The sequence below is a fragment of the Neisseriaceae bacterium genome, assembly GCA_016864895.1.
Lineage (GTDB): Bacteria > Pseudomonadota > Gammaproteobacteria > Burkholderiales > Neisseriaceae > QFNR01.
The window spans coordinates 520,910-544,475 of sequence record CP046107.1 but is presented as its reverse complement, the minus strand read 5'-3'; the positions used below and the strand labels follow the sequence as shown (position 1 = coordinate 544,475).

22 protein-coding genes are annotated in these 23,566 nt (G+C 34.4%); all 22 read left to right on the top strand.

Annotated features, from left to right (window positions below):
• Positions 1 to 4 precede the first annotated feature (4 nt).
• Positions 5 to 469 (top strand): cell division/cell wall cluster transcriptional repressor MraZ, encoded by a 465-nt coding sequence (locus GKC53_02280; GenBank protein ID QRN40983.1) that lies wholly within the window; start codon positions 5 to 7, stop codon positions 467 to 469.
• 3 nt (positions 470 to 472) lie between these two features.
• Entirely contained in the window at positions 473 to 1,411 is a 939-nt protein-coding gene (gene rsmH / locus GKC53_02275; protein ID QRN40982.1) for a 16S rRNA (cytosine(1402)-N(4))-methyltransferase RsmH, read from the top strand.
• Positions 1,386 to 1,679, top strand: a complete 294-nt coding sequence (ftsL, locus tag GKC53_02270) for a cell division protein FtsL (protein ID QRN40981.1) — start codon at positions 1,386 to 1,388, stop codon at positions 1,677 to 1,679. Before rsmH ends, ftsL begins: the two co-directional genes overlap by 26 nt.
• Before the next feature lie 2 nt (positions 1,680 to 1,681).
• Entirely contained in the window at positions 1,682 to 3,529 is a 1,848-nt protein-coding gene (locus GKC53_02265; GenBank protein QRN40980.1) for a penicillin-binding protein 2, read from the top strand.
• 23 nt (positions 3,530 to 3,552) lie between these two features.
• Positions 3,553 to 5,034, top strand: a complete 1,482-nt coding sequence (locus GKC53_02260; GenBank protein QRN40979.1) for a UDP-N-acetylmuramoyl-L-alanyl-D-glutamate--2,6-diaminopimelate ligase — start codon at positions 3,553 to 3,555, stop codon at positions 5,032 to 5,034.
• On the top strand, positions 5,031 to 6,377 hold the full coding sequence (gene murF / locus GKC53_02255; protein QRN40978.1) for a UDP-N-acetylmuramoyl-tripeptide--D-alanyl-D-alanine ligase: 1,347 nt from the start codon (positions 5,031 to 5,033) through the stop codon (positions 6,375 to 6,377). Before GKC53_02260 ends, murF begins: the two co-directional genes overlap by 4 nt.
• 9 nt (positions 6,378 to 6,386) lie before the next feature.
• Positions 6,387 to 7,472: a phospho-N-acetylmuramoyl-pentapeptide-transferase gene (locus tag GKC53_02250; GenBank protein ID QRN40977.1), complete on the top strand. Its 1,086-nt coding sequence runs from the start codon at positions 6,387 to 6,389 to the stop codon at positions 7,470 to 7,472.
• Positions 7,473 to 7,476: 4 nt separating this feature from the next.
• Positions 7,477 to 8,859 carry a UDP-N-acetylmuramoyl-L-alanine--D-glutamate ligase gene (gene murD / locus GKC53_02245; protein QRN40976.1) on the top strand — a complete coding sequence of 461 codons (1,383 nt, stop codon included), beginning with the start codon at positions 7,477 to 7,479 and terminating at the stop codon, positions 8,857 to 8,859.
• Positions 8,846 to 9,997: a putative lipid II flippase FtsW gene (gene ftsW, locus GKC53_02240; protein QRN40975.1), complete on the top strand. Its 1,152-nt coding sequence runs from the start codon at positions 8,846 to 8,848 to the stop codon at positions 9,995 to 9,997. The genes murD and ftsW overlap by 14 nt, the downstream gene beginning before the upstream one ends.
• Positions 9,994 to 11,052 (top strand): undecaprenyldiphospho-muramoylpentapeptide beta-N-acetylglucosaminyltransferase, encoded by a 1,059-nt coding sequence (murG, locus tag GKC53_02235; protein ID QRN40974.1) that lies wholly within the window; start codon positions 9,994 to 9,996, stop codon positions 11,050 to 11,052. Before ftsW ends, murG begins: the two co-directional genes overlap by 4 nt.
• A gap of 12 nt (positions 11,053 to 11,064) precedes the next feature.
• Positions 11,065 to 12,477, top strand: coding sequence for a UDP-N-acetylmuramate--L-alanine ligase (locus GKC53_02230; GenBank protein QRN40973.1), 1,413 nt, complete (start codon positions 11,065 to 11,067; stop codon positions 12,475 to 12,477).
• A gap of 1 nt (position 12,478) precedes the next feature.
• Positions 12,479 to 13,384, top strand: a complete 906-nt coding sequence (locus GKC53_02225; GenBank protein QRN40972.1) for a D-alanine--D-alanine ligase — start codon at positions 12,479 to 12,481, stop codon at positions 13,382 to 13,384.
• Positions 13,374 to 14,132 carry an FtsQ-type POTRA domain-containing protein gene (locus tag GKC53_02220; protein QRN40971.1) on the top strand — a complete coding sequence of 253 codons (759 nt, stop codon included), beginning with the start codon at positions 13,374 to 13,376 and terminating at the stop codon, positions 14,130 to 14,132. The genes GKC53_02225 and GKC53_02220 overlap by 11 nt, the downstream gene beginning before the upstream one ends.
• Before the next feature lie 117 nt (positions 14,133 to 14,249).
• On the top strand, positions 14,250 to 15,473 hold the full coding sequence (gene ftsA / locus GKC53_02215) for a cell division protein FtsA (protein QRN40970.1): 1,224 nt from the start codon (positions 14,250 to 14,252) through the stop codon (positions 15,471 to 15,473).
• Positions 15,474 to 15,567: 94 nt separating this feature from the next.
• On the top strand, positions 15,568 to 16,740 hold the full coding sequence (gene ftsZ, locus GKC53_02210; GenBank protein ID QRN40969.1) for a cell division protein FtsZ: 1,173 nt from the start codon (positions 15,568 to 15,570) through the stop codon (positions 16,738 to 16,740).
• A 10-nt stretch (positions 16,741 to 16,750) separates the two neighbouring features.
• Positions 16,751 to 17,506, top strand: coding sequence for a thioredoxin fold domain-containing protein (locus GKC53_02205; GenBank protein QRN40968.1), 756 nt, complete (start codon positions 16,751 to 16,753; stop codon positions 17,504 to 17,506).
• Between the two features lie 152 nt (positions 17,507 to 17,658).
• Positions 17,659 to 18,546 carry an alpha/beta fold hydrolase gene (locus tag GKC53_02200; protein QRN40967.1) on the top strand — a complete coding sequence of 296 codons (888 nt, stop codon included), beginning with the start codon at positions 17,659 to 17,661 and terminating at the stop codon, positions 18,544 to 18,546.
• Positions 18,547 to 18,554: 8 nt separating this feature from the next.
• Positions 18,555 to 19,349 (top strand): 3'-5' exonuclease, encoded by a 795-nt coding sequence (locus GKC53_02195; protein ID QRN41815.1) that lies wholly within the window; start codon positions 18,555 to 18,557, stop codon positions 19,347 to 19,349.
• A 9-nt stretch (positions 19,350 to 19,358) separates the two neighbouring features.
• Complete coding sequence (locus GKC53_02190) at positions 19,359 to 20,231, top strand: prephenate dehydrogenase/arogenate dehydrogenase family protein (protein ID QRN40966.1); 873 nt, start codon at positions 19,359 to 19,361, stop codon at positions 20,229 to 20,231.
• 5 nt (positions 20,232 to 20,236) lie between these two features.
• Positions 20,237 to 21,079, top strand: coding sequence for an ABC transporter permease (locus tag GKC53_02185; protein ID QRN40965.1), 843 nt, complete (start codon positions 20,237 to 20,239; stop codon positions 21,077 to 21,079).
• 8 nt (positions 21,080 to 21,087) lie between these two features.
• Complete coding sequence (locus tag GKC53_02180; protein ID QRN40964.1) at positions 21,088 to 21,807, top strand: ATP-binding cassette domain-containing protein; 720 nt, start codon at positions 21,088 to 21,090, stop codon at positions 21,805 to 21,807.
• Positions 21,800 to 23,566: a glycosyl transferase gene (locus GKC53_02175; protein QRN40963.1), complete on the top strand. Its 1,767-nt coding sequence runs from the start codon at positions 21,800 to 21,802 to the stop codon at positions 23,564 to 23,566. Before GKC53_02180 ends, GKC53_02175 begins: the two co-directional genes overlap by 8 nt.

The following is a 23,566-nucleotide window of genomic DNA, read 5'->3' as shown; positions in this document are numbered from 1 at the left end:
AAATATGTTTAATGGTGTACAAGAACTCTCGATAGATCACAAAGGTCGTTTGGCTATTCCAGCCAAGTTCAGAGAGAGTTTATTAAAATTTATGCCAGCTGCTGTATTGTGTACCACTTTGAAAGATAGAACTCATTTATTGCTGTACCCTGAGCCTAATTGGGTTGGTGTTCGTGACCAATTAATGAATTTGCCTACAACAGGTAACCGAATTTTACAGCAATTCCAACAACTGGTTTTGGGCAATATGGAAAAATTAGAACCAGATGCAGCAGGTAGGATTCTGATTCCCTCAAGGTTAAGATCTTTGGTTGAGTTCAGCCAAGAAAAAGAGGTGGTTATGGTCGGGCGTGCCGATCGTTTAGAAGTTTGGGGTAAGGCACGTTGGGATCAAGAAACCAAAGCTATTTTGGATATGGATCCAGAAACCTTGGAAGCAGAATTAAGTCGGACAGATCTACGGATTTAATTTATGGAGCATACCACTGTTTTACTTAATGAAGCAGTTAGTGCTTTGGACATAAAAACCGATGGTGTTTATGTGGATGCAACTTTTGGTAGGGGTGGTCATTCAAGAAAAATACTGGAGCATTTAGGTCAAGAAGGTATTCTGGTTGTTTTTGATAAAGATCCGGAAGCAATAAAAATAGCAGAACAATTAGCTTTGGATGATAAGAGAGTGTTAGTGGTTCATAGTGGATTTAAAAATCTTGTCTATGAGTTACAACGTTTGAATATAAAAAAAATTAATGGAATTTTGTTTGATTTTGGGCTATCGACACCACAACTTGATCAGGCTGAGAGAGGATTTAGTTTTAGATTTGAAGCGCCTCTTGATATGAGAATGGATAATTCTCAAGGCATTACGGCAAAAGAGTGGTTAAACCAAGTCAGTGAGCAAGAGTTAGCACAGGTGATCAAAGTTTATGGGGAGGAAAGATTTTATAGAAAAGTAGCTCGAGAGATTGTCTCTTATAGAGAGAATAAAGAGATAGAGACAACAAAAGAGCTGGCTGATTTGATTAGTAGGACGATCAAAGTCAGACACAAGGGACAACATCCTGCAACCAGAACATTTCAGGCAATACGCATAAAAATTAATCAAGAATTAGAAGAAATAAAAATAGTATTACCTGATCTTTTAAATGTATTAGATAGCGGAGGAAGACTGGTGTCGATTGCCTTCCATTCATTAGAGGACAGAATTATTAAACAATTTATAAAAAAAAATTCAAGTCCTGAATATCATCCTAAGTGGGTCATGATTAAAGACAATGGAAGGCAAGAAATGCCATTGAGAATTGTAGGCAAGCCTATAAAACCGTCGAATGAGGAAGTTAGCCATAATTATCGTTCTCGTTCGGCCATTATGAGAGTGGCGGTACATGCAGGGGGTGTTTCCGATGACTAAAACAAGTGTCTTTTTAAATTTTTTTTTGTTAGTGGTAGTCTTCGTTTCAGCGATGATATTGGTGTCTATGAGAAGTCAAACGAAGGGTTATTTTGATCGAGCAGAGAATGAAAGGCATTTAGCACATAATTTAGAAGAAGAATACCGCATTATGCAGTTGGAAAGAGCACAATTAACCAATATTACAAGAATTAAACAAAAAGCATCTAAAATCGGTATGGTACTACCAAATTATGATACAAAACGAGTGTTAAAAGCTGGATATTAATTATGTTAATTCAAGACAACTATAAACAAGTTCGATCTAATCAAGACAAGAAAAAACGTAGAATATCAGAAAATAACAGGATTAATCTTGTCTTGAACATCTTGTTTTTATCTTTTTTGGCTATTTTTGTACGAGTGGCTTATTTTCAAATGGTAGAGGTACCTAAATGGGAAGCTCATGGTAATAACATTTATTATCGTAGTGTGCCTGTGGTAGCAGAAAGAGGTAGAATTGTTGACCGTAATGGTGTGATTCTTGCCATGAATGAGCCTATGCGCAATGTTCTGGTGGATCCATATCAGTTGCCAAAATTTCATATAGAAAAAATGAAATTACAAAATAAACCTAAATTATTGCTGAATATGCAAAATAGTGAGAAAGAGTTCTACAAGAATTTGGATCAACTAGCGATGATATTAGATCAACCGAAGGCTAAAATTTATCAAGTGTTTGATTATAGAACATATGAAGGGAAATCTAAAGGAGATCGTTATTTAAAACGTAAGGTAGATAAAGAAGTAGCCAATAAAATTAAGGAATTAAATATTCCTGGTATCAAAATAACACCAGTAGCGGAAAGGCGTTATCCGGATGGTAATTTATTTGGACAAGTGATTGGTGTGACCAAAATGGATGTAGATTCTAATAAAAATGAGCGTATTATAGGCTTAGAAGGGTTAGAGTATCAATTTGACAAGTATTTACAGGGCGAAAATGGTTTACGTGTTATGATTCAAGATAACAATGGACGCTATATAGATACGGTACAATCTACTAAAACTAAACCTGTCCTTGATGGGAAAGATTTGGTATTGTCGATTGATAAGAATATACAATCAGCAACTATGGATACTTTAAGAGAAACTGTCATTTATCATAAAGCAGTTTCAGGAAGTGCGGTTGTGCTAGATGCCAAGAATGGTGAGGTTTTAGCAATGGTCAATTACCCTGATTTTGATCCTGCCAGATTTACTGAATATGATCCTACCATCAGAAGAAATTATGCTGTCAATGACTTGGTAGAACCAGGATCTCTATTTAAGCCTTTTATTGTCGCTAAGGTTTTAGATGATGGTAAAGTTAATCCTAATACTGTTATCGATACTTATCCTTATGTATTAAGTAATCATAAAATTACAGATACAGTTCTGTATCCTCAGTTAACCGTTACAGGGATTATTACAAAGTCTTCTAATGTTGGTTCTAGTAAATTGATGAGTATGCTTGATTCTGAAGAAGTCTATAACTATTTAAGTTCAATTGGTATTGGAAAAAAACCTAATTCAGAATTTCCAGGTGAGGCGGCAGGTGTTTTTAGAAATTGGAGAAAGTGGTATCCCTTGGACAAGGCAACAATTTCCTATGGTTATGGTGTTCAGATGAGTATCTTACAATTAGCACGTGCCTATACCATTTTTACCAATGATGGAAAGCTATTAACGCCTACTTTTCTGAAATTACAGGGGAAACGGCCGATTGAAGAAAGAATTATTGATTCTAAAACATCAGCTCAAATGAGAGACATAATGACTACGGTTACAGAGCCCGGTGGAACAGGAGTTCGGGCAGCTATTCCTGATTTTAAAGTGGCGGGAAAATCGGGAACAGCAAGAAAATTAGTTAATGGGCGTTATTCTCCTAATAGTCACGTGGCAATGTTTGCAGGTTATGCACCAGCGGATAATCCTCGTTTAATTGTTGTTGTTAGTATCAATAATCCTAGAGAAAATGGCTATTATGGCGGGGTGGTGGCGGCACCTGCTTTCAAAAAAATTATGTCTAGTTCATTAAGCATTCTTGGAGTCGTTCCGACTAAGCAGTTAGTAGCAAATAAAGCCGCAAACAATTAACTATTTAGGATATAGTTGGTATTATGTATAGTACTATGGAATCAGTTGATTGGAATCAAATTAAACCTTTGGAAAGTATTTATTTTGAAGGTTCTGTTGTCGCTGACTCTAGGAAAATTAAAAATGGTGATATATTTATTGCTTATTGTGGCGAATATGTAGATGGTAGGAAATTTATCCCACAAGCAGTTGCCAGAGGGGCGGTGGCTGTTATTTATCAAGCAACATCTGACTTTATTGCAATTGATTATGGGGTTCCAATGTATGCAGTTGAAAATTTACCTAGACTGGCGGGTATTATTACTTCTCATCTGCTGCATAATATAAGTAGTAATATAAAGGTATTGGGTGTTACGGGTACTAATGGAAAAACTTCTATAACTCAATGGCTAGCTCAAGCATTAGATAAGTTAGGAGAAAAATCTGCAGTCATAGGTACTAATGGTAATGGGTTTTGGCATACATTAGAAAAATCAACCCATACGACACCTGATGCAGTATCTGTACAAAATTTAATTAAGAGCTATGTACAACAAAAGGCTAATTACTTATCTATAGAAGTGTCTAGTCATGGTATTGATCAGGCCAGAGTAAATGGTATTGAATTCGATACAGTTGTTTTCACCAATTTGACCAGAGATCATTTAGATTATCATCACTCATTTACAAATTATTTTGAAGTGAAAAAAAGATTATTCTATTGGAATAAGTTAAGACATGCAGTAATTAATATTGATGATTCGTACGGACAGAAATTAGTTGCTGAATTAAAACAAAACAATCCCGGTTTAATGATAAGCAGTTATGGATTTTCTGATGAGGCGACTATTTATATTGAGAAAGCTAATTACTCATTGGAGGGAATGATACTCACTTTAAGTTCACCTTGGGGTAGGGTGATTATTAATAATTCTTTATTAGGTGCGTTTAATGCTCAAAATTTAGCAGCAACGTTTGGTATTTTATGTGGTTTGGGTTATATGCCTGACAAGGTAGCAGGGGTTTTAAATCAGATCAAACCTGCTAAAGGTCGTATGCAATCGATTCGATACCCTGATCGTCCGGTTGTGATTGTTGATTATGCGCATACACCAGATGCATTACAAAATGTTTTACAATCTTTGGCTGTATTTAGAAATAAAAGGAGTAAAAGTGGAAAAATATGGTGCGTATTTGGTTGTGGTGGTGATAGAGATTCAGGTAAAAGGCCGTTGATGGGACATATAGCACAAGAGTATGCAGACTATTGTGTTGTGACAAGTGATAATCCTAGAAATGAACATCCTGAGAAAATTATCCAAGATATTCTTCCTGTAAAAAATTCAGTCTTAATTGAGGTGGATAGAGAAAAAGCCATTGCCTATGCTATTCAAAATGCCAAATCAGAAGATATTGTCTTAATTGCAGGCAAGGGGCACGAAAATTATCAAGAAATTTCAGGTATTAGACATTATTTTGATGATTTGGAAATTGCCCAAAAATATTTAGAAGTAGAAAAAAAATGAAGCTATCTTTTATTTATAATACATTTAATCAGTTTAATAGATTTCCAGATGTAGAGGTCAGAAATATAGTAACAGATAGTAGGATCGCACAACAAGGAGATGTTTTTTTTGCCATAAAAGGAGTAAATTTTGATGGACATCAGTTTATAGATGATGTGTTGAGTAAAGGAGTATTGGCTGTTATTGCTTCTGATTCAACTGTGAAAAACGATAAAATAATTTTAGTAGATGATACAGTTAAATCTTTAGGATTATTAGCAAGCAAATGGCGTCAAGAAATTAACCCTTATGTATTGGGTATCACTGGTTCTAGTGGCAAGACGACTGTTAAAGAATTGACAGCTACTATTTTGAAATCAATTTATGGTCAAGATAATGTTTTATGGACACAGGGGAATTTAAATAATCATCTAGGTGTTCCTTTAACTTTATTGAAACTATCAGCAGCTCATCGATTTGCAGTAATTGAGATGGGAATGAATCATTTTGGAGAATTATCTTATTTAACCCAAATAGTAAAACCGAATATTGTTTTAATTAATAATATCTTACGGGCACATATCGGTTGTGGCTTCAAAAATTTAGAAGGTATTGCTTTGGCAAAATCTGAGGTATTACAAGAATTAGATGATGCAGGTACTGCTGTTTTACCTAAAGACAGTCCACAATTTGAATTTTTATTACAACAAGCAGCAGGACATTTGGTTAGAACATTTGGTTTAGAATCGGGAGATATTTATACTACAAATATTAAAACTGAAGCTTTTTTTTCTGAATGTACGGTACATACACCCATTGGGATAGAAAAAATTCATATTCCATTACCAGGTGTACATAATATTAGTAATGTATTAGCTGCACTTGCTTTAGTAACTGGCATACCAGATATTCAACTAATTGATATTATTAATAGTTTAAGTCTCTATCAGAGTAAACCCGGTCGACTATTTATTTCTCGTTTAAATAATGGTTCTGATTTAATAGATGATTCTTATAATGCCAATCCTGACTCAATGAAAGTGGCGCTGTCAGTATTGGCCAATATGCCAAATCAAAAGATTTTTGTCATGGGAGATATGGGAGAGTTAGGTGCTAACGCTCAAGTTATACACCAAGAAATAGGGCAGTATGCTAAGCAAATAGGGGTAGACTATTTATTAGCAATAGGAAATATGAGTCTATTTGCTGTTGATGGATTTGGACATTGTGCTGAACACTATCAAAATAAACATGATTTATTGGTAAGATTGGAAAAATTATTATGTGAGAATTCTTCTATTTTGGTAAAAGGGTCTCGTTTTATGAGAATGGAAGAAATCAGTCAAAGCATTAGAAATATGTAGGTATAAAATATGATTGTATGGTTAGCAGATTTATTAAGTGATTGGGTTAGTTGGTTCAGACTGTTTCATTATATTACTTTCAGAGCTGTAATGGCAGCTTTAACCGCTTTATTTATTTGTTTATTCTTTGGTCCATGGACTATTCGAAGATTAACGGAACTTAAAATAGGACAAGCGATTAGGAAAGATGGGCCACAAACCCATCTTGTTAAAGCTGGCACCCCAACAATGGGGGGGTCTCTAATCATTGCATCCATTGTCTTGACAATACTTCTTTGGGCAAACTTGACTAATATTTATATTTGGTTACTATTATTTGTTTTATTATCCATTGGTGGGTTGGGATTCTATGATGATTGGAAAAAAGTAGTTTATCAAGATCCTAATGGTGTTTCTGCAAGATTCAAAATAATTTACCAATCTATGATAGCTATATTTGTAGGTATCTATTTATTAAATTTTGCTGATTATGGGCAATATGCTGAATTGATCATACCTTTTATTAAAAATTGTCAATATCCTTTGGGTGCACTGGGTTTTTGTGTTTTAACTTATTTTGTGATTGTAGGCACCTCGAATGCAGTCAATTTAACGGATGGTTTGGACGGTTTGGTTGCTCTTCCCGTTGTATTATTATCTGCAGGTTTATCTGTGTTTACTTATGTCACAGGACATATAGAATTTTCAAATTATTTGCAAATAATATATATTCCTGAAGTGGGGGAAGTGACTATTTTTTGTGCGGCCATATGTGGTGCATGTCTTGGATTCTTATGGTGGAATGCCCATCCTGCACAAGTTTTTATGGGTGATGTTGGTTCATTGGCTTTAGGTGGTGTATTGGGTACTATTGCTGTGATTGTGAGGCAAGAAATTATTTTATTTATTATGGGTGGATTGTTTGTGGTTGAGACATTATCGGTAATGCTTCAGGTTGGCTCTTATAAAATGAGACGAAAGAGGGTATTTTTAATGGCTCCTATTCACCATCATTATGAACAAAAAGGTTGGGAGGAAACCCAAGTGGTTATTCGTTCTTGGATTATTACGATTGTGTTAATTCTAATAGGGTTGACTTCTTTAAAAATTAGATAGTTGGATGTTGGATAAGAAAATTGTGGAATTTAAAAATAATCAACGTATTCTTGTACTAGGACTGCAAAAAACGGGTAAGTCCGTATTAAGATTTTTACAAGCAAAAGAACTGGTGATTTTGTCGGGTTATGCTAGGTCTATTTCAGATCAAGATAGGGCTGATTTAGCACAAGATTTCCCTAAAGTATTTTTCTATTCAGGAGAGCTCAAGGAGGTTTTATTTTCCAATTCGTTTGATTGTTTAGTGTTGAGTCCTGGCTTTTCTATTTATCTTCCAGAAATTCAGGAATTTATTCGATCAGGAGGTGAAGTCACGGGGGATATTCAACTATGGTTGGAGTACATTAAAAAACCACAGGAAAAGTTAATAGCCATTACAGGTTCAAATGGAAAAAGTACAGTAACAGAGCTAGTAGGTTATTTGTGTCGTGAAGCTGGCATGAATACAGTAGTAGCTGGGAATATAGGGCTACCTATTTTGGATGCGGCTTACTCACAAAATAAATTGGTTGATGTGTGGGTTCTAGAACTGTCTAGTTTTCAGTTAGAAACTATTTCTTATTTATCAGCAAATGCGACAACTTGTTTAAATATTTCTGAGGATCACTTAGATAGATATAAAGATTTATTAGACTATGCTTACCATAAAGATAAAATTTTTGATGGCGCTAAAACACAGGTTTTAAATCTAGACGATGCATTGTGTCGTTCTATGCAACGAACTGAAATGAATACCATTTATTTTTCATTAAAAGGACGTAGTGATTATTGGTTGAATCCAAATACTAAGCATCAAGCTTTAATGAAGGGTAGTGATTATTTAATTTCTATGCAAAGTTTATCCTTACAGGGATTGCATAATGCAGGTAATATATTGGTTGCATTAGCTTTGTGTGAGTCAATAGGATTGAGTTTAGATGAAATGTTGGTTAGTCTACCTAACTTTAAAGGGTTACCACATCGATTTGAAAAAATTGGGGAAATTAATTCAATTAGTTTCATTGATGATTCTAAAGGAACTAACGTAGGTGCAACAATAGCAGCTTTGGAAGGGGTGCCTACAGATGTGATTTTGATTGCTGGAGGGTTAGGTAAAGGACAGGACTTTAGACCTTTAAGAACAATTGTAGAAGATAAAGTTATAGGTTTATTTTTGATAGGACAGGATGCAAAGCAAATTGCGCGGGTTTTCGAACATTCCAGTATTGAACCAATACTATGTGCTAGTTTAGAAGAAGCGGTTCAAAAAGCTTATCGAGTGGCACCAAAAAATAGTTGGATTCTGTTAAGTCCTGCTTGTGCTAGTATGGATATGTTTAGAGATTATGCTCATCGTTCGGAAGTATTTGTTAAAGTGTTCGAGGAGTTAAAGAGTGAATCGGCATAATAAATTGTTAGATAGGAAGATTTTGAATGAGCGCTATGACAAAATATTGATGTGGGTACTAATTTTACTCATTGTTTTTGGATTAGTGATGATTTATTCTGCTTCGGTAGATGGAAGAATTCGTAAAATAGATAGTGAATATTATTACATAATTCGTCAAGGTATTTTTTTCTTTATTTCTATAATTTTCGGCTTGGTAAACTTTGCAACTATTTCAATGAGAAAATTACAGAGATTGATACCACTAATAGTTTTTGTTAGCTTATTTCTATTGATTTTTGTATTGTTTGTAGGAACTGAAGTTAATGGAGCCAAACGTTGGATCAGGATATTGGGTATTTTTAATATTCAACCAGCAGAGCTATTCAAATTTGTAGTTATTTTGTACTTGGCCAGTTATCTTCATAGAAAATTTGAAGTCTTAACTGAATTCAAAAAAATTTGGTTTGTAGGTATTGTGCCAGCATTTGGTGCTGCTCTAATACTAGTGAGTGGGGATTTAGGTTCTGCAGTTATTGTTTTTGTCATCACTCTGTCTATGTTATTTATGGCGGGGTTACGTTTAAGCTGGTTTTTAATTATCATAGTCATCGGTTTGATAGGTGCGGTTTTTGCAATTTTAATTGCTCCTTATCGTATTGAAAGAATTATGACATTTTTACACCCTGAAGCTGACCCGTTGGGTGCAGGCTTTCAGACAATACAATCTTTTGTGGCAAATGCCAATGGTGGTATTTGGGGAGTTGGTTTGGGTAATGGAATGGCGCGATATGGTTTGCCTGAGTTACACACTGATTTTATTGCTTCATTTATTGTTGAAGAATTAGGTGTGGTGGCTTTGATTATTTTATGTTTTACATATATTTGGATTACGATACGGGCATTTTCTATTGGTAAAAAGGCAAGTGACCTAGATTTGTTCTACTCTTCTTTTGTAGCGAAGGGTATCGGGGTTTGGATAGGTATACAAGCCTTGTTACATATTGGTATTAATACAGGTACTTTACCTACAAAGGGTTTAACATTACCCTTTGTATCCTATGGGGGTTCTTCATTATTGGTAGGTGTTTTAGCAATTAGTGTGTTAATGAGGATAGACTATGAAAATAGAAGAAAAACATTAGGTTTTGATATATGAGTAATTATTTGATTATGGCAGGAGGAACAGGAGGTCATATATTTCCTGCATTAGCAGTAGCTCAAAAATTACAAAAAATGGGACATGAAATCGTATGGTTGGGTAGTGATGGCTCAATGGAAACAAATATTATTCCTAAATATAATATTAAGTTAGAAACTATTCCCATCAAAGGTATTAGAGCAAATGGATTAAAAAGAAAATTGTTATTGCCTTTTACCTTAACCAAGTCAATTGCTAATGTTAGAAAGATTATTCAAAGAAATCAAATAAAGGGGGCAGTTGGTTTTGGTGGTTTTGTGTCTTTTCCTGGTGGTATAGCAGCGAAATTGTCAGGTATTCCTCTGATAATTCATGAACAAAATGCAATTGCTGGATTGTCTAATAAGGTCTTGGCCAACATAGCAGATCAGGTGTTTTATGCTTTTCCAAAAACTTTTTCCAATACTGATGGATTGATTGGAAATCCGATACGAGAAACTATTGTTAGTATATCTAGTCCTGAAGAGAGGTTCTTATCGTTCAAGAATCATTTACATATGTTGGTTGTTGGAGGGTCACTAGGTGCAAGAGTCTTTAACGAACAAATTCCTTTGATGTTATCCTTAATTCCTAAGGATAAAAGACCTTCAGTAAAGCATCAATGTGGTAAAAACAATTTAGGAATGGTTAAAGCTTTGTACGAAGAATTAGCGGTTGATGCTGAAGTCATAGAATTTATCGATGATATGGCGTATGAATATAGTCATTCAGACTTTGTAGTATGCCGTTCAGGAGCACTAACAGTCTCAGAGTTAGCAGCTGCTGGATTGGGTGGATATTTAATTCCTTTCCCTTTCGCAGTTGATGATCATCAAACTTATAATGCTAAATATTTAGTTGAAGGAAAGGCAGTGAAGTGTATTGAGCAAGCTAACCTATCAATAGAGCAAATGGCAGAAAGTATACAGAGATTAACACGAGAACAATGTTTAGCCTGGGCTAAAAATGCACGGAAATTAGCAATTTTTAATGCTGATCAGAAGATTGCTGATAGAATTGTTTCTTTAAGTTAATAATCATAAAGTATGAAAAATAGAGTAAAACGTATTCATTTTATTGGTATTGGAGGTACAGGCATGTGTGGTATTGCTGAAGTACTCCATAATTTAGGGTATCAAATTTCTGGTTCAGATATGGTTAGCAGTGCGAGTACTCAGCATCTTCAAGCGATTGGTGTTAAAGTATTTCAAGGACATAAACTAGAACATGTGCAAGATGTTGAAGTAGTGGTTACTTCAACGGCTATTCAGCCAGATAATCCTGAATTAATTAGCGCCTTATCTTCCAATATCCCTGTTATACCTAGGGCTTTAATGTTATCCGAGTTGATGAGATTTAGAAGAGGTATTGCAGTTGCAGGAACCCATGGAAAAACAACAACAACTAGTATGTTAGCATCAATTTTAGATGTAGGTAATTTTGATCCAACCTATGTGATTGGAGGTAGATTAAACTCAGTTGCGACTAATGCTAAATTAGGTAAGGGTGAATTTATTATTGTAGAGGCAGATGAGTCTGATGCTTCTTTTTTATATCTAACGCCTTTATTTTCTATTGTAACGAATATTGATGAAGACCATATGGAGACTTATGAATTTAGTATGGAAAAATTACATCAAGCTTTCATTGAGTTTGTACATCGCCTACCGTTTTATGGTAAAGCTTTTCTCTGTATAGAGAATGAAAATATTAACTGTATTTTACCCGAGATTAAAAAACCTTATAGCACTTATGGTTTGACAAAAGAAGCAGATATCTTTGCAACGGATATCACAGCGAATGGTATTCAAATGCAATTTATTGTTAATGTTAAGAGGGTAGGAGAATTATTGCAATTTCCAGTGACCCTGAATTTTCCTGGACAACACAGTGTTTTGAATGCATTAGGGGCTATTGGTGTGGCGTTGGAATGTGGGACAGAAATTTCTGCCATTCAAGAGGGTTTAATGAAGTTTCAAGGCGTTGGAAGAAGATTCCAATCTTATGGAGAAATTAATCTAGTAGGTAATAAAGGATCTGCATTGGTTATAGACGATTATGGACACCACCCTATTGAGATTAGATCAACCATATTGGCAGCTAAACAAGCATATCCTGGGAAAAGATTAGTATTAGTTTTTCAACCTCATCGGTACACGCGTACAAGGGATTTATTTGAAGATTTTATTGAAGTGTTGCAAATGGCAGATTTAGTTATACTGACAGATGTGTATGCGGCAGGGGAAAAACCTATTGTTGCTGCGGATAGTAAAACTTTAACTAGAAGTTTACGTGTTCAATCTAATGTGGAGCCTATTTATCAAGGAGATATTAGCAAGGTAGCCGAGACTCTATTTAATATAGCACAAGATAATGATTTAATTTTAACTATGGGAGCTGGGAGTATTAATAAAATTGCATCTCAGTTAGTGGCACTGAGTCAAAAAAATAGGGGTTGAAATGGAATTTAATTTTAATAAGGTAGCTATCCTATATGGGGGGAAATCTTTGGAAAGAGAGATTTCTCTAATGAGTGGACAGGCAGTGTATCAAGCACTGATCAATAAAAATATCAATGCAGAGCTATTTGATCCTTCTGAGCAAGATATTTTTGAACTAAAAAAGCAAGGCTTTGATGTTGCTTTCGTCGTATTACATGGTGGCTCTGGAGAAAATGGGGAAATACAGTCTTGTCTAGAGATGATGGCTATTCCTTATACTGGTTCAGACTCTAGAGCGTGTGTATTGAGTGATGATAAGTATTTAACCAAGTTGTTATGGGAAAAGGAAAATTTACCTATTGCCGATTATGTTTTGGTAAATAATGAATCAAAACTAGAAGCCTGTGAGCAGCTGGGCTTCCCTTTATTTATGAAACCTACACGTGAAGGTAGTAGTATTGGTGTGCACAAGATTAAAGATAGAACAGAATTATTGGAAGTGTACACAAAATTATCAACACAATATACAGAAGTTATTGCTGAAACTTTTTTAAGTGGAGGAGAGTTTTCATGTCCCATCATTGGATCAGAGGCCTTACCTGTGGTGAAGATAGAGCCGAGTAATGAGTTTTATGACTATGAAGCAAAATATCTAAGAAATGATACTGTGTATAGTTGTCCTGCTGGTTTGTCGGAGGAGGACGAGCGGTATGCGAAACAAATTTGTCTACAAGCTTTCAATAGTTTAGGTTGTAGTAACTGGGGAAGAGTAGATTTTATGAGAGGTGTAGATGGAAAATTTTATTTGTTAGAAGTTAATGCTGCTCCAGGAATGACAACTCATAGTTTAGTTCCAAAATCGGCTTTTGAATATGGTTTGAATTTTGAACAACTTTGCTTAAGAATTTTAAGTTATGCAACCTAAAAATATACGGAAATACCAAAAACCTAACTTGCTTAAGACCACTATTAGGATTGTGTTAGTTTTGGTTCTGTTAGGAGGTAGTACTGCATTTTTGTGTTGGATTTACAATTATTCTAATTGGTTCCCTATTCGTAATTTTAATGTGATAACACAAAGTGGTAGTTTGCAACATGTGACAGCAGAGGAAATTAATACATTGTTGACGCCTTATCGTAGTGGTTTCAATTTCTTGAGTATTAATTTAAATGGTGTAAAAGAGAAATTTGAACAAAAAAGCTGGATTGATAAAGTAGAAGTAGGTAGGTCTTGGCCAGATACTATTAAAATAGTAATTTCAGAAAGGCAACCATTAGCTAAATGGAAAACACATGATAAGACAAAAAAGTCATATTTAGTAGATAATAAAGGCAATTTGTTTGAAGCAGATATAGCAGAAGCAGATATAAAAAATTCTTTAGTATGGTTTGAGGGATCGATTAATACTGAGAAAATTATTTTTGATTTATATTACCAAATTTATCCGATGTTAAAGAAATACAATATAAATGTTGAAAAATTAGAATATACTACTCGTTCTACTTGGATTCTGCATATTGATGATGGTATAAAGATCTATTTAGGACGAGAGAACGTAGTGTCGAAATTATCTCAATTACTAGTTGTTTGGAATAAATTGTTAGAAAGTGATGACCGCCCTATACAGGAAATTCATATGGAATATAGCAATGGTTTTTCAGTTAAATACTAAATTGATTTAAAATCATGTACTACTGGGGTTTTATCAAGTAAAATATAAAATAGCGAGAATCATTATCATAATAAATAGTAGTGAGTATTTGGATCAAATTCAGATGGTAAGAAAATTATGAGAGATAGAAGATACTTGTGTTCATTAGATATAGGTACCTCTAAGATAGTTGCTTTATTGGGTGAAGTGCAAGAGGGTGATGTGATTGATGTGATCGGTATAGGTCAAGCTCCTTCAAGAGGTCTGCGAGCTGGTATGGTGACTAATATTGATGCGACTGCTCAATCCATAAGGCAAGCAGTTGAAGAAGCTCAATTAATGGCAGACAGAGATATTGATCGGGTAATTATAGGAATTGCAGGCAATCATGTTAGGAGTGTTAATTCTGCAGGGGTGGTTAAAATCAAGGATGGAGAAGTTCATCAAGCAGATATTGATCGAGCAATAGAAGCGGCTAAAGCAGTAAATATACCACCTGATCATCAAGTATTGCACACTGTTATGAGAGAGTTTATCATTGATAATCAAGCAGGTGTTAAAGAACCTTTGGGTATGAGTGGGATGCGTCTTGAAACCGGTGTACATATTATTACTGGGGCAGTGACTGCGATTCAAAATTTGGAAAAGTGTGTTAATCGTTGTAATTTAATTACCGAAGATATTATTTTACAACCGTTGGCTAGTTCAATGGCTGTATTGACAGAAGATGAGAAAGAATTAGGCGTATGTTGTATTGATATAGGAGGTGGTACTACTGATATTGCTGTATATATTAATGGTGCTATCCGTCATACAGCAGTTATTCCAGTGGCAGGAGATTTGATTACTAAAGATTTGGCTCAAGCGTTAAGAACACCCCATGCAGCCGCAGAGTATATTAAAATTCACCACGGAATTGCTGTATCTGACTTGAATATGGAAGATGAAATGATTGAGGTACCTAGCGTAGGTAATCGTCAATCAAGGCAAATTTCTAGGAAGAACCTAGCCAGTATTATTGGTCCAAGAGTTGAAGATATTCTAGAAGTTGTGATTAATGAGTTAGAAAGTGCGAGTTGTCCTGCTGACTTATTAACTTCAGGTATAGTGATTACAGGTGGAACTGCTTTATTAGAGGGAATGCTTGAATTGGCAGAGGATATGTTTAATTTACCAGTAAGAATAGGGGTGCCTCGAGAGATTGGAGGAATGTCTGAGCGTTTGAAAAATCCCCGTTATGCCACTGCAGTTGGTTTGTTGCAGCATGCCTATGAGGCGGATTTAAAGGCCTATTCACAAGTTTATAGTTATGACGGGGCATTCATAAAAAAAATAGTTAGTTTATTTAAAAATTATTTTTAAATAATTTTTAAATGGTTATCAGTATCAGTTCTATGGGTTATAATTAGGGTTGTTTTGTAAAATAAATTTGCACTAAGAAAGAGGATAGATAGATATGGAATTAGTATATAACATAGCGGAGGACAAAGTAGATTCTGCAGTTGTGAAAGTCATTGGTGTTGGTGGTGGTGGTTGTAATGCTATCAATAATATGATTAATTCTGGATTAAGAGGTGTTGAGTTTATTAGTGCAAATACAGATGCACAGTCCTTAAAAAATAATTTAGCAGGTACACAGGTTAGACTCGGTGCTAATCTTACTAAAGGGCTAGGTGCTGGTGCAGATCCGGAGGTTGGAAGGCAAGCAGCTTTAGAAAATAGAGAGTTAATTGCAGAAGTCATCAAAGGTGCACATATGCTGTTTATCACAACTGGGATGGGGGGCGGTACAGGCACGGGGGCATCACCGGTTATTGCTGGAATTGCTAAGGAAATGGGAATTTTAACGGTGGCAGTAGTGACCAGACCTTTTGAGTATGAAGGTAAGCGTAATCAGATTGCACAAGAGGGTATCGAAGCTTTAAAAGAATTTGTAGATTCTCTCATTGTGATTCCAAATGATAATCTTTTGAATGTGTTAGGTGAAGATGTTTCTATGAGAGAAGCATTTAAGGCTGCAGATAGTATTTTAACTTCTGCAGTATTGGGGATACATGAAGTAGTAAGTAGTGCTGGGCTCATTAATCTTGATTTTAGTGATGTGAAAAATATTATGAGCATCCGTGGTATTGCGATGATGGGATCTGCTGAGGAATCTGGAGACGATAGGGCAAGATTGGCTACTGAAAAAGCGATTTCAAATCCTCTATTGGATAATATATCATTGAAGGGTGCAAAAGGTGTTTTGCTTAATATTACTACAGCACCTGGCTCTTTGAGAATGTCAGAATATCGAGAAATAATGTCTATTATTGATGATTATGTTGATCCTTCAGCTGAAAGGAAATATGGCACTGTTGAAGATGAAAACATGGATGAAGATACTATTCGTGTTACTATTATCGCTACTGATTTGAAAGATAACTCAGAGGTTAGACAAAGTAGTCATCTGAATATCATTAACAACAGTGAGGCCACTGGGACTGAAGGTATAATGGGTTTGGGATCTATTATTCGTTCAGGAAGAAATTCGGGGAGATCGAATAGATTAACAGCTGAAGATTTTAAGAAACAGTCTGTTATGGATAATTTTGAAGTTCCTGCAATGTTAAGAAGGCAGGTAGATTAGGATTGTATCAATGAAGAAAACGAACACTTTTACAAGAGTAAGTTTGGTTGGTTTGTTGATACTATTAGGAACAATTGGGTGTACTGTTCCAATTGATAGGGATTTATCTCAAGCCAAGGATAAAATGAATAAATTTTTGGCAGGTTATGGCCTGACTATAAAATCTTCTAAGTATAAGGACACTTTGGGATTATATGAATTTGTAGTTAATGGAAATAAAATCATTTACTTAGATGAGAAAATGAATAACGTTTTGATTGGTGATGTAATTAATATTAATACCAAGGAAAACTACACAGATCAGAGACTTAATCAGCTAGAAGTGATTGATTTTAATAAGTTACCCTTGGATCAGGCAGTGAAGGTTGTACAAGGGAATGGGCAAGTCGCAATAGCTGTTTTTACTGATCCTGATTGTCCTTTTTGTAAAAAATTAGAGCAAGATCTAAAAAAAGTGGATAATATTACTATCTATAATTTTTTGTATCCCATTGATAGTTTACATCCTAATGCCAAGAAAAAATCTACTCAAATTTGGTGTCAAGGAAATAAAAGATCCCAGGTATGGGTAGATTATATGAGGGATAATAAAGCAATCCCGAAAGTCTCGGAGTGTTCCAATCCTATTCAAAAAAATTTAAAGCTTGGAGATGATGTAGGAATTTATGGCACACCTGTGATTTTTCTTCCCGATGGAAAGAGGATAGGTGGTTACATTCCTTATGGTGAATTTACAAAAATAATTAATCAATATAGAAAGAAATGACAGATTTGATGTTAGTCGGTATTGATCATTATGAGGAATAAATATTATTTTGATATTAAGTGAGTGTATTTTATTCTATGTGTAGATTATAGAGAGACACAGCCTAGTGGTTGTGTTTTTTCTTTATTGTTGACTTCAAGATTGCAATCAATATGGAATATCAAGAAAAATATAAGTCCAAGTCGATTTGGTGTAAACTTAATGGCTTAATCATTCATGTAAGACATTGGGAAAGAAAGAATAGACCTAAATTGTTACTTTTACATGGGTGGATGGATACTTCTGCTAGTTTTCAATTCATAGTTGATAATTTAAGTACTCAGTGGGATATTTATGCTATGGATTGGCGGGGGATGGGATTGTCAGAACATATGTCATCAGGATATTATGATAGAGCAGTGATGATTTCTGATTTATCTCAGTTGGTTGATTTGATTAGTCCTCAAGAGTCTATTCATATTTTAGGGCATAGTTTAGGCGGTATGTTGTCATCTTTATATACAGGTATCATGCCTGGTAGGGTGAGATCTTTGATTTTAGCTGAGGGATTTGGTGTGTCTGATGAACCTGAAGAACAATCAGTGCAACGGATGAGAAAGTTTTTAAGAGGGCTTTCTAAAAATTTACGTACATCTGATGTAAAAAATAGAGAGCATTATATTCAAAAATTGATCAAAGCTAATCCTATGTTGTCTTATGAAAAAGCATTTTACTTAAGTTATTCCTTATTAAAAAATCAGGCGGGTGAATTGGTATTGAGTGCGGATATCAAGCATCAAATTAGTCAACCTTTTCCCTATAATTTAAATTGTTATGAAAAATTTTGGAAGAAAATCACATGCCCTATTCTTTGGCTACAAGGTGATTTTGTAGCACATAACTTGGTTTTAAACAGTATTAAAGATAGTTTGGAGTATAGATACCAGTTATTAGGTGCTCCCCAAAAAGTTGTATTAGAAGGTGTTGGACATATGATTCATTGGGAAGCCTCTGAGCAGATGGCTTATGCGATAGAGAAATTTTTACGTGAGATAATATAATGGAGTTAATGTTGTCGGACAATAAACCAATTAATATTTTGGTATTTGATATAGAAACAATTCCTGATGTGTCTGGTATAAGAATTTTAAATAATTTGGGTCGTGATCTATCAGATAATGATGTTGTTCAATGGGCACAACAGAAGCAAAGAAGTGAAACTGGGAATGATTGTATACCACTTTATTTACACCAAGTCGTGGCTATATCATGTTGCTTTTGTCGGGATAATAAAATTGATGTAAAATCAATTGGGAACTTACAGGATTCGGAAAAAGTAATTATCCAAACATTTTTTGATATTTTAAAAAAATATCAAGTTCAGTTGGTTAGCTGGAATGGCGTTGGTTTTGATTTACCTGTTTTACAACATAGAGCATTGGTTCATGGAGTAATAGCTGGAGATTATTGGAATAGGTATGAATTTAATTCTGAGTTAAAATGGAATAATTGTATTACTCATCATTGTATGAAATACTGTGATTTAATGAATATCTTGGCAGGTTATCAGGATAGGGCTTGTGCACCGTTGCATGATATGGCGAGGTTATGTGGATTTCCGGGCAAATTAGGGATGGATGGTGCACAGGTTTTACAAGTATACCAACAAGGTGGTATTGAGAAAATTAGAAACACTTGTGAAACTGATGCGATGGATATTTATTTATTATTTTTGAGGTTTCAATTAATGAAAGGATCGATAGAGGAAGTTGAATATCTAAATAAGATCCAAAATTTAAAAGATTATTTAAAATCTGAATCATCAGAACATTTTTTGGCATACTTAAGTCATTTTTCTGATTGAAAGTAAAATATGCAATTTAAAACTATAACGATCATAGGAATAGGTCTAATTGGAGGTTCTATAGCCCATGATTTAAAAGAGAAGAAACTTGTTAATAAAATTATAGGCATTGATACACAAAGTGAAAATTTGAGAATTGCTAAGCAAAAGAAAATTATAGATATTGCGTTATCGAGTATTAATCAGGTATCTTTAGATGTAGATATTGTTATAATTGCCACACCAGTTAGTATGATTTTTGAGGTATTACAGTTGATTGGTCAGTTTCAATTGAAACCTAACACTATTATTACAGATGTGGCAAGTACCAAAAGAAGTGTATTAGAAGCGTATCAGTACTATTTACCTGATCACTATTCATATTGTGTTGCAGCACACCCAGTAGCTGGGTGTGAGAAAAGTGGTGTTAATAATATAATTCCTTATTTGTTTAACCAACAAAAAATTATTATATGTCCTCATGAGCTTCAAAATGCACAGAGTATACAGACAATAAAACGGCTATGGGAGTTACTAGAATCTCAAATATATATTATGCCAGCGGAAGTACATGATCAAATATTTGCAATGACAAGTCATTTTCCCCATATATTGGCTTATGCTTTTATGAATCAATTAAACAACGATGTCTTTAAAGAAAAGTACCTAAATTTTGCGGGGACAGGTTTTAGGGATTTTACCAGAATCGCGGGTAGTGACTCAGAAATGTGGTCAGGGATTTGTGTTGAGAATCAAGATTTTTTATTACTATTATTAGAACACTATTTTAGTGAGTTAGAAGTGATAAAGAATTTGTTAGAAAGTAAGGATAAAGATCAACTAAAATCTTATTTTTCGACTTCCCAGCAGCTTAGGCAGGTATGGGAAAATAACAAAATTTAGCTATAATGCTAGAAAATTTCATCAATAAATTAGGATTATACATAGTGAATTTAGTGGATTCCAAGTTTACAGAAGCTTATCTTGATATAAAAACTTCTTTTATAAATTATTATCTGTGGGTAACATTGGGCTGGTATGATGTGTTAGCTCGTTATAGGCGATCCACCTTAGGCCCAATTTGGATAACTTTAAGTATGCTTGTGACTATTGGTACCATGGGTCCTTTATATGGGTCTTTATTTCAATTAAACTTAGGAGAATTTATTCCTCATTTGACGTTAGGAATGATCTTTTGGATGCTGATTTCTATTTCATTGAATGAGTTTTGCTCAGCGTTTATAGAGTCTCAGAATTATTTAAAACAAGTTAAAATGCCTCTTTCTGTTTTTGTTTTGAGGGTACTTTATCGACAATTTATTATTTTTTGCCACAACATTGCGATTTATCCAATTGTGATTTTTGTCGCTGGTATGCAGTTGAACTGGAATATTTTATGGTTTTTCCCAGCCTTTTTCATTTTATTAGTGAACCTTTATGCAATGGGTATGGTTATTTCTATTTTTTGTACAAGATATAGAGATATGACCCCTGTCATAGCTAGTTTGATGCAACTAATGTTTTTTGTAACTCCAATTATTTGGAGTCTAGAGCAACTGCCAGAAAATAGAAGATTTTTAGCCGCTTGGAATCCATTTGGTATTTTATTAGACTTAGTCAGACAGCCTTTGTTGGGTATTATGCCGACTAGCTATAATTGGATCGTAGGAATTACTTTGGCAGTGGTTGGTTTATTAATTGCCTTTTTTGTGTTGGCTAAAACGCGTCGTAGAGTTACTTATTGGTTATAGGGGGGGATATGAATATTAGACTGGATAATGTAAGTGTTCGCTTTCCTATTTATGATGCTAAACAACGTTCGTTTAAACAAAAAGTTTTAAATATTACTACCGGAGGTAGAATTGTTACTAATAGTAGTAGGATTACTGAAGTGGAATCATTAAAAAATATTAATTTGAATCTACAAGAGGGGGATAGGGTCGCTTTGGTAGGACATAATGGATCGGGTAAGACTACTTTATTAAGAGTGATGTCTGGGGTTTATTATCCTGTGGAAGGTAAAGTTTTAGTAGAAGGTAAAGTTACCAGCTTACTGGATTCTATGTTGGGTATGGATGGAGAAGCCACAGGTTTAGAAAATATTAAATTGAGAGGTCTTTTCTTAGATTTCAAGCCATTTGAGATGAAGAGGTATGTGGAAGATATTATTGAATTTAGTGAATTAGGTGATTTTATTTATATGCCTGTGCGTACTTATTCGAGTGGAATGGTGTTACGTTTGGCTTTTTCAATTTTGACTTGCGTACAGCCAGAAATCTTGTTAATGGATGAGTGGATGAGTGTGGGGGATGATCATTTTAGAAATAAAGCTGAGAAAAGATTAACGCAATTTATTGACAAAGCTGGAATCTTAGTATTGGCAACACATGATAAATTATTGGCGGATAGGCTTTGTAACAAACATGTTTTTTTAGAGCATGGAAAAATTGTGGATTATAAGGAAATATCTTATGACTAATGTAGTTCAAACCTCAACATTTCCCAAATTAACACTCTGTACCGAAAAGGGGTTATATTTTCGTCATAATTGTTTAGTAGATATTTCTTTATTAGAACAGAATATTACACTTTTCCAAGGTGGTATTTTGTTAACTAATACCTATTTTAATAGTGTTAGTATTGGAAAACTTAAAAAGTATACTGGTATACATCAATTATCGTTCCGTATTATTTTTTTTGGGCATATCAAATTAACTTGGAAAGTCAAAGCGATACAGCGTAGTGATTTTGTCTTACAGGAAAATATTCTGAATAATGAGCAACTATCAGAGGTGATTATAAATCTTCCTTTTTGGAATGAGTTAACTGAGGGGATGTTATTTTTTGAAGTCCAAGCTTTAGATATTAGCCAAATTAGCTCTTTTGAATATGTTACGGAGCAACCAGCATTGCATGACGTTCGTCTAGGGATTGTTATTACACATTTTAATCAACAGCAGATTTTATTACCTGCTATTGAAAGATTAAAGAATGGATTATTCAATAACGATGTACTAAAGTCTAAGATTAGTATCTGTGTAATTGATAATAGTCAAAACTTACCTGAAATTGAAGGTATTGAGGTAATAAAGAATCCTAATTTAGGAGGTTCCGGTGGTTTTTCACGTGGGTTAGTTTATTATCAACACCAAAGTCAATTTACACATTGTTTGTTTATGGATGATGATGCTTCGTGTGAAATTGAATCTATTCGTAGGACTTTATTTTATTTGTCTTATACAGAGAATACAAATTTAGCAATTTTAGGTGCCATGCTACGAGAGTGTGAGCAGAATATGCAACATGAAAGTGGGGGTGTGTTTAATGGCCTATGTCGTTCAGTAAAATCTCATTTCAACTTACTTATGACTGAGGATATTCTATTAAATGAAATAGAGGAACGTATTGATTATGGTGCCTGGTGGTTTTTTGCTTTTCCCATAAGTAAAGTTAAATATCTTTCTTTTCCTTATTTTGTCAGAGGGGATGATATTAGTTTTTCATTGGCTAATGACTTTGATTTACTAACTGTCAACGGTATTTGTTCCTGGCAAGTAGATTTCGCATATAAAGCTGGTCCTATTCAATTGTACTTGGATCAACGTAATCATATAATGCATTTTTTGCATGGATTGGTCTTGAATACAAGTAAGAAAATGTTTTTAAAAACTTCACTTATTTTGTTTATACTTAATGCCCTTTCTTATCAGTATGAATCAGCGAAAGCTTGTACTATAGCATTACAGGATATTTTAAAAGGACCCGATTTTTGGCGTGATAATATTGATATGTTGGAGAAAAGAAAAGAAATAGCATCGATTACAAAAAGAGAAAAAATACGGGCAATACCATTAGATTTACAGAAAAGAGCGGTTAGGGGAAAACCACATGAAAATAATTTAACCAAAATAATTAGAATGCTATCTTTAAATGGTCATTTGATCCCAAGTGTTTTTTTTAGTTCTAAGCCAATATGGCAATACAAACATTATGGTGTCCGGTTGAGGGAGGTTTTTTTACATAAAGAGGTTATTTACTTTACTGATATAGGTTCAGAAGACGGAATAGTGTTGAAGCATAGTAAAAAAATGTTTTTTAGTTGCCTTTGGAGTCATTTTATTGCAGTAGTACGGTTATGTAAAAATGCTAGAAAATTACGTCGGGAGTATATTGCGACGTACCCAGAGTTAACTAGTGAGAAGTTTTGGCAAAAACAATTTGATAGAATCGATATTTGA

Bases quoted from the DNA above. Each gene is read 5' to 3' on its own strand.
- murG (QRN40974.1), top strand. From the start codon at position 9,994: ATGAGTAATTATTTGATTATGGCAGGAGGAACAGGAGGTCATATATTT.
- GKC53_02205 (QRN40968.1), top strand. From the start codon at position 16,751: ATGAAGAAAACGAACACTTTTACAAGAGTAAGTTTGGTTGGTTTGTTG.
- murF (QRN40978.1), top strand. From the start codon at position 5,031: ATGAAGCTATCTTTTATTTATAATACATTTAATCAGTTTAATAGATTT.
- GKC53_02230 (QRN40973.1), top strand. From the start codon at position 11,065: ATGAAAAATAGAGTAAAACGTATTCATTTTATTGGTATTGGAGGTACA.
- GKC53_02190 (QRN40966.1), top strand. From the start codon at position 19,359: ATGCAATTTAAAACTATAACGATCATAGGAATAGGTCTAATTGGAGGT.
- GKC53_02220 (QRN40971.1), top strand. From the start codon at position 13,374: ATGCAACCTAAAAATATACGGAAATACCAAAAACCTAACTTGCTTAAG.
- GKC53_02185 (QRN40965.1), top strand. From the start codon at position 20,237: ATGCTAGAAAATTTCATCAATAAATTAGGATTATACATAGTGAATTTA.
- GKC53_02175 (QRN40963.1), top strand. From the start codon at position 21,800: ATGACTAATGTAGTTCAAACCTCAACATTTCCCAAATTAACACTCTGT.
- murD (QRN40976.1), top strand. From the start codon at position 7,477: ATGTTGGATAAGAAAATTGTGGAATTTAAAAATAATCAACGTATTCTT.
- ftsZ (QRN40969.1), top strand. From the start codon at position 15,568: ATGGAATTAGTATATAACATAGCGGAGGACAAAGTAGATTCTGCAGTT.
- GKC53_02250 (QRN40977.1), top strand. From the start codon at position 6,387: ATGATTGTATGGTTAGCAGATTTATTAAGTGATTGGGTTAGTTGGTTC.
- GKC53_02180 (QRN40964.1), top strand. From the start codon at position 21,088: ATGAATATTAGACTGGATAATGTAAGTGTTCGCTTTCCTATTTATGAT.
- GKC53_02265 (QRN40980.1), top strand. From the start codon at position 1,682: ATGTTAATTCAAGACAACTATAAACAAGTTCGATCTAATCAAGACAAG.
- GKC53_02195 (QRN41815.1), top strand. From the start codon at position 18,555: ATGTTGTCGGACAATAAACCAATTAATATTTTGGTATTTGATATAGAA.
- GKC53_02260 (QRN40979.1), top strand. From the start codon at position 3,553: ATGTATAGTACTATGGAATCAGTTGATTGGAATCAAATTAAACCTTTG.
- GKC53_02200 (QRN40967.1), top strand. From the start codon at position 17,659: ATGGAATATCAAGAAAAATATAAGTCCAAGTCGATTTGGTGTAAACTT.
- GKC53_02280 (QRN40983.1), top strand. From the start codon at position 5: ATGTTTAATGGTGTACAAGAACTCTCGATAGATCACAAAGGTCGTTTG.
- ftsL (QRN40981.1), top strand. From the start codon at position 1,386: ATGCAGGGGGTGTTTCCGATGACTAAAACAAGTGTCTTTTTAAATTTT.
- rsmH (QRN40982.1), top strand. From the start codon at position 473: ATGGAGCATACCACTGTTTTACTTAATGAAGCAGTTAGTGCTTTGGAC.
- ftsA (QRN40970.1), top strand. From the start codon at position 14,250: ATGAGAGATAGAAGATACTTGTGTTCATTAGATATAGGTACCTCTAAG.
- GKC53_02225 (QRN40972.1), top strand. From the start codon at position 12,479: ATGGAATTTAATTTTAATAAGGTAGCTATCCTATATGGGGGGAAATCT.